Origin of the sequence: Clostridium sp. CAG:43 (genome assembly GCF_000434655.1) — a bacterium.
GTDB lineage: Bacteria > Bacillota > Clostridia > Lachnospirales > Lachnospiraceae > Otoolea > Otoolea fessa.
This window is the reverse complement of sequence record NZ_FR895078.1, coordinates 6,865-13,240: the sequence shown is the minus strand read 5'-3', so window position 1 is coordinate 13,240 and position 6,376 is coordinate 6,865. Positions and strand designations below refer to the sequence as shown.

Genomic DNA, 6,376 nt, shown 5'->3' with positions numbered 1-6,376 from the left:
GCCCCTTTCTATAATCTTTATTATCTTAGCACAAACTGCCGGAATGTGTATAGACAGTCCGGCAGATTTTTTTTTAAAGTTTTCTTAAAATTAATTACAAAATCATTCAAAAAACGTCATTTCTAGTCGATTTTGAGCTGCTCAAGTTTTACTATGCCTGCATCCAGAAGCTTCTGCAGGGACATTAAAATGCCTAACTTCGCATGGTACCAGGTCAGTCCGCCCTGGAAGAATACGCTGTACGGCGGTTTGATCGGACCATCCGCGGAAAGCTCTATCGAGGATCCCTGAATAAAGGCACCTGCTGCCATAATAACCTGGGAATCATACCCCGGCATATCCCACGGTTCCGGCGATACATAGCTGTCAACCGGCGCCGCCGCCTGAATGCCCTGGCAGAACGCAATAACACCCTCCGGTTTTCCAAACGTGATCGCCTGAATGATATCATAGCGCGGCTCCGTGCTGTTCGGAACCACATCAAAGCCCAGGCGCTCATAGACGTTTGCCGCAAAGATAGCTCCCTTTAATGCGCCGGATACAACAGTCGGTGCCAGGAAAAGTCCCTGGAAGAAGGACTGGTTGACGCCAAGACTCGCGCCGACCTCCCGTCCGAGCCCCGGAGAACCAAGGCGGTACGCTGCATTTTCGATGCACTGTCTGGTTCCGGCGATATAGCCGCCGATCGGCGCCAGTCCGCCGCCCGGGTTTTTAATCAGGGAACCGACTACCATGTCCGCACCGAGATCGCTCGGTTCGATCCGCTCAACGAATTCGCCATAGCAGTTGTCTACCATACAGATCACTTCCGGTTTGATGGATTTGACAAATGCAATCAGTTCACCGATCTGCTCTGCCGAGAGGGTTGGACGGGATGCGTATCCCTTGGAACGCTGGATGGTTACCAGTTTTGTTTTCTCGTTGATCGCCGCGCGGATGCCGTCGTAATCGAAGGTTCCGTCCGGCAGCAGGTCAACCTGACGGTATGAAATGCCGTACTCCCGCAGGGAACCGTTGGACTCGCGGATGCCGATCACTTCCTCCAGAGTATCATACGGTTTTCCCACCGGCGAAAGCAGCTCGTCGCCCGGGCGCAGGTTTCCGGCTAATGCCGTGTAGAGCGCGTGCGTTCCGCACACGATCTGCGGGCGCACCAACGCGTCCTCAGTGTGGAATACATCCGCATATACCTGTTCCAGCGTCTCACGTCCGAGGTCGTTGTAACCATATCCGGTTGTACCGGAAAAATGAATATCGCTGACGCGGTTTTTCTGCATCGCAGCGATTACCTTTAACTGATTGTACTCTGCATTGCCATCGATCTCTGTGAAACGGTCTTCCAGAGCCGCTTCGATTCTGGCTCCATATTCAAGCACTTCTTTCGAAATGCCGAGGTCGCCATACATTTTCTCTAACTCCATGGTAGTTCCTTTCCTTTTGTCGGTTATTCTATAATTCTTTTTTTGTTTCTTTAACTTTTCTTGATTATAATTTGGAGTGTTCCATCCATCTTATGAATCACACTCCATAATCCCCGCTTCCGCCGCTAATTCCTGCAGAATATGTTCCAGCACGCGTTCCCGGTCATTATCAAATTCCGGCAAATATAAGAAACGCACGTCGCGTTCCCGCCGGAACCAGGTAAGCTGACGTTTCGCAAAATGGCGCGTATCGCGTTTCAGGATATTGACCGCTGTCTCCAACGACATTTCGCCATTTAAATATGCCAGAATTTCTTTATATCCAAGTCCCTGCATCGCCACTGAATCACGGCTGCAGCCCATCGCCTGCAGCTGCCTCACTTCCTCGACCAGTCCCTCTTCCATCATCTCATCGATCCGCTTCTCGATCCGCTCATAGAGAACCGTCCGATCGGTATTTAATACATAATAGAAGAAATGGTACGGTGAAGTCTTTGCCCGCTCCGCCTCATTGTGGGCAGAAATCTTCTCGCCCGTCTGCTCATAATATTCCAACGCGCGGATCACACGTTTTACATTGTTTGCGTGGATCGCCTCCGCCGATTCTGGATCGACCGCCCGCAGGCGCTCATGCAAGACTTCCGCCCCCTGTTCGGCTGCCAGGCGTTCCATCTCCTCCCGAAACTGCGTATTTTCGTCGATCTGGGTGAAATCAATATCATTGAGCAGTGCCTGAATATAAAAGCCGGTTCCACCTGCCACGATCGGAATTTTTCCGCGGCTGTAAATATCTTCCGCCGCCGCGCGGGCAAGCGCCTGAAACCGCACGACATTGAAATCCTCAGTCGGTTCTAAAATATCGATCAGATGGTGCGGCACACCGTCCATCTCCTCCAGGCGTATCTTTGCCGTACCGATATCCATGTGGCGGTACACCTGCATCGAATCCGCGCTGATGATCTCGCCGCCGATCCGCCTGGCAAGCTGAATGGACAGCGCCGTTTTTCCGACTGCCGTCGGTCCGGTCAGGACAATCAGGGGCTTTTTTTCAGCCGCTTGTTCCAGATTTCCCATAAGACTTTCTCTCCTTTTAATGGGTTATACAATCCGTTTGAATTTCTTCTCCAACTCATATTTGCTCATCGATATGATCGTTGGGCGTCCATGTGGGCACGCATACGGATTTTTGAGTTCCAGAAGCTCATCGATCAGCTTGTCCGCTTCGGCAAATGATAATGTGTGATTGCCCTTGACCGCCGCCTTACACGACATCGTCGCCACACGCTCATTGATGAGATCCGGGGTTCCGCTTCCATTGCCCTCCGCCAGATCGTCGATCATCTCCATCAGAAGCTCGCGTTTTGCGACGGAAAAGAGGTTCGCCGGAACGGCACGCACCGCGTACTCCTTTCCGCCAAACGGCTCAATCTCAAATCCGATCGAGGTAAAATGTTCCATATACTGCTCCAATTTGAGCTGCTCACTGCTGTTGAGACTCAAAATGATCGGCGGATCGATCATCTGGGAGGTGTACTCCCTCTTTTGAAGGGATGCCATCGTCCGCTCATAGAGGATTTTCTCATGCGCCGCATGCTGATCAATGATGTACAGATTATCATGATACTCCACCAGCCAGTATGTGTCAAACAGCTGTCCAATCAGGCGGTGGTTCGCACGCGCCGGTTTGGTCAGGAGTTTATCTTCAAACAGATCCATCTGACGGGGCTTTTCAGATGGGGCGGACTGGGTCGATCCCGTTGAAACAGATGCAGGAGATGCAGTTTGCCCCGCTGAAGCTGAGATGGATTCGCTGGAAGGCGCTGACGTGGCCGGCTCTGGCAGATCAGACTCTGTATTAATTGAAACATTTTCAACTCTGCCGGTTGTGTCGGTTCTTCCAAACACTTCATCGAGCCGCCCCGTTCCTGACACAGCCGCATTTGATCCACTGCCGTTTTCAGCCCCATATCCCGGCATATCTTCCGAGACCGACATCATTTCTGCCTGCGATGCCCCCAGACGTTTCGTCTCAAACGGTTCCGGATGTTCCTCACGGATACGGACTGGTTTTAAGGACGGACGGCTGCCCTGGCTGCTTTCCATCTTTCTGGTTGGAAGCTCCGGCAGCACTCCCTTTTCCAGCCCCGGAATCTTCAGCTCTTTCTCTGTATTCTTCTCATTCTCCAGCGAAACCGCCGGAATCAGTTCCCGGTTAGCGAGTGCCATCGCGATCGTATGGTAAACCGTCCGGTAGATCTGTTCGCCGTCCCTGAAACGGATCTCCATCTTCGCCGGATGGACGTTGACGTCAATATACGACGGATCGATCGTAAATTGCAGCATCGTAAATGGATACTTGTGCTGCATCATGAACGGTTTATATGCGTCCTCGATCGCCTTTCCGATGATACTGCTCTTGATATAGCGTCCGTTGATGAAATAATTTTCATATGTGCGGTTGCCGCGCACGATCAGCGGCTTACCGATGAAGCCGCCTACCCGGATCGGATCAGCTCCGGCATCCACCTCAATCAGGTTTGCCGTGATCTCACGTCCAAAGACCGCATAAATTATATCTTTTAAGTTATGATTTCCAGAGGTATGGAGACGGCTCTGGTTGTTATTGATGAAACGGATGGAGATTTCCGGATGCGACAGGGCAATCTTTTCGACTAAATCTGCCACATGGGACCCTTCTGTCGCCGGCGTCTTTAAAAACTTCCGGCGTACCGGTGTATTGTAGAACAGATCTCTGGCGATAAAGGTCGTACCTTCCGGCGCACCGACCTCCTCCAGTCCCAGTTCCTCGCCGCCCTCGATGCGGTAACGGGAACCGCTGATCGAATCGTTTGTTTTCGTGATCAGTTCCACCTTCGCCACCGACGCGATCGACGCCAGCGCCTCGCCGCGGAACCCTAACGATGCCACCTGAAACAAATCCGACGCCGTCCGGATCTTGCTGGTCGCATGGCGCTTAAATGCCAGTGGGATCTCCTCGCGCACAATGCCGCTTCCGTTATCCGTCACCCGGATCGTCTGCAGACCGCCGCCCTGAATCTCCACCGTGATCGCCGTCGCCTTCGAATCGATCGCATTCTCCAAAAGCTCCTTGACAACCGACGCCGGCCGTTCAATGACCTCGCCGGCTGCAATCTGATTGATTGTATTGGAATCCAAGACCTGAATCGCAGCCATCTATCTCCTCCACATCCTTCCTAAACTATTTTTTACTGGTGCATCCACCGGTTTTTCAGCTTCGCCTGCAGCTTATCTAATGTATTGAGCGCATCCAGCGGAGACATCCGGTTTACTTCCAGTTCCATGATCTCCTTGATGATATCGTCCTCATTGACCGTGTCAAAGATCGACATCTGCTGCAGATCTACCTCGTCCGGTTTTGCCACCTTTTTGCGCGTCTGGGTTCCCGGACCATTTTCTGCAATCTCCTTCGCACGCGCTGTAATGTCGGCATCGCTCAACTCTTCCACCAGTTCTTTTGCCCGATCGATGACCGGAGCCGGAACGCCTGCAAGCTTCGCCACCTGGATGCCGTAGCTCTTATCGGCGCCACCCTTCACGATTTTACGCAGGAAGACGATATCGTCGCCCTGTTCCTTGACCGCGATACAGTAGTTGTTGACGCCGCTTAAGGTTCCTTCCAGCTCTGTCAGTTCATGGTAATGTGTCGCAAACAGCGTCTTAGCACCCAGAATCTTCGTATTACTAATATACTCCACAACCGCCCAGGCGATCGAAAGGCCGTCGAAGGTACTCGTACCGCGTCCGATCTCATCGAGAATCAGAAGGCTGTTTTTCGTCGCATTCCGCAGGATATTCGCAACCTCGGTCATCTCCACCATGAAGGTACTCTGACCGGATGCCAGATCATCCGAGGCGCCCACACGGGTAAAAATACGGTCGCAGAGACCGATATCCGCCTCATCCGCCGGGACGAAGCTTCCGATCTGCGCCATCAGCGTGATCAGCGCCGTCTGACGCATATAAGTCGACTTACCAGCCATGTTCGGACCGGTAATGATCGAAATCCGGTTCTTTCCGTTGTCTAAATATGTGTCATTGGCGACAAACATCTCGCCGCCCATCATGCGCTCTACGACCGGATGACGTCCGTTTTTGATGCGGATGATGCCCTTTTCGTTGATATGAGGTTTCACGTAATTGTAACGCGTCGCCACCACCGACAGAGACGCCAGCACATCCGTCATCGCGATCGCACGGGCGGTACTCTGAATCCGGTTTACCTCGCCCGCGATCTGGTCGCGCACCTGGCAGAATAGATCATATTCCAGAGAAACCAGCTTGTCCTCGGCGCCGAGAATGATATCTTCCAGCTCTTTCAGCCGGTCGGTCGTATAGCGCTCTGCGTTTGTCAGGGTCTGTTTACGGATGAAATAATCCGGCACCAGATCCTTAAAGGAATTCGTCACCTCAAAATAGTAGCCAAATACCTTATTGAACTTGACTTTCAGGTTTTTGATGCCTGTCTTTTCGCGCTCGCTCTGCTCTAACTGTGCCAGCCAGTCTTTTCCTTCTGTCTTTGCATGACGCAGACGGTCTGCCTCCTCATGGTAGCCTTCCTTGATGATGCCGCCCTCGCGCACCGTGATCGGCGGCTCTTCCACGATCGCCTTGTCAATCAGTTCCTTCAAATCTGCCAGCGGATCCAGAGCGGCTTCCAGGTTTTTAAGCAGCTCGCCTGAAAACTCCTTCAAAATCTGTTTGATATACGGAAGCATCGCCAGTGAATTGCCAAACGCGATGAGATCGCGCGGATTTGCCGTCCGGTAACTGATGCGTCCGATCAGACGTTCGAGATCGTAGATCGGATTCAGATATTCGCACAGCTCCTCGCGGCTGATATAGTTCATGTTCAGCTCTTCGATCGCATTCTGGCGGCGCAGGATCTCCTCCCGGCTGATGAGCGGCTGCTCCAC

Annotated in this window: 4 protein-coding genes; all 4 read right to left on the bottom strand. The window is 52.4% G+C overall.

The window, feature by feature from the left end:
* Positions 1–122: 122 nt before the first annotated feature.
* Positions 123–1,421 carry a methionine gamma-lyase family protein gene (locus QVO97_RS06185; RefSeq protein WP_022359508.1) on the bottom strand — a complete coding sequence of 433 codons (1,299 nt, stop codon included), beginning with the start codon at positions 1,419–1,421 and terminating at the stop codon, positions 123–125.
* Between the two features lie 90 nt (positions 1,422–1,511).
* A complete protein-coding gene (gene miaA, locus QVO97_RS06180) occupies positions 1,512–2,495 on the bottom strand; it encodes a tRNA (adenosine(37)-N6)-dimethylallyltransferase MiaA (RefSeq protein WP_022359507.1) in 984 nt (327 codons plus the stop codon).
* Positions 2,496–2,519: 24 nt separating this feature from the next.
* Positions 2,520–4,616: a DNA mismatch repair endonuclease MutL gene (mutL, locus tag QVO97_RS06175; RefSeq protein ID WP_022359506.1), complete on the bottom strand. Its 2,097-nt coding sequence runs from the start codon at positions 4,614–4,616 to the stop codon at positions 2,520–2,522.
* A gap of 32 nt (positions 4,617–4,648) precedes the next feature.
* A partial coding sequence (gene mutS / locus QVO97_RS06170) for a DNA mismatch repair protein MutS (protein ID WP_288189149.1) occupies positions 4,649–6,376 on the bottom strand: 1,728 nt, incomplete at its 5' end.

Coding starts and splice junctions, on each gene's coding strand:
- mutL (WP_022359506.1), bottom strand. CDS start 4,616: ATGGCTGCGATTCAGGTCTTGGATTCCAATACAATCAATCAGATTGCA.
- QVO97_RS06185 (WP_022359508.1), bottom strand. CDS start 1,421: ATGGAGTTAGAGAAAATGTATGGCGACCTCGGCATTTCGAAAGAAGTG.
- miaA (WP_022359507.1), bottom strand. CDS start 2,495: ATGGGAAATCTGGAACAAGCGGCTGAAAAAAAGCCCCTGATTGTCCTG.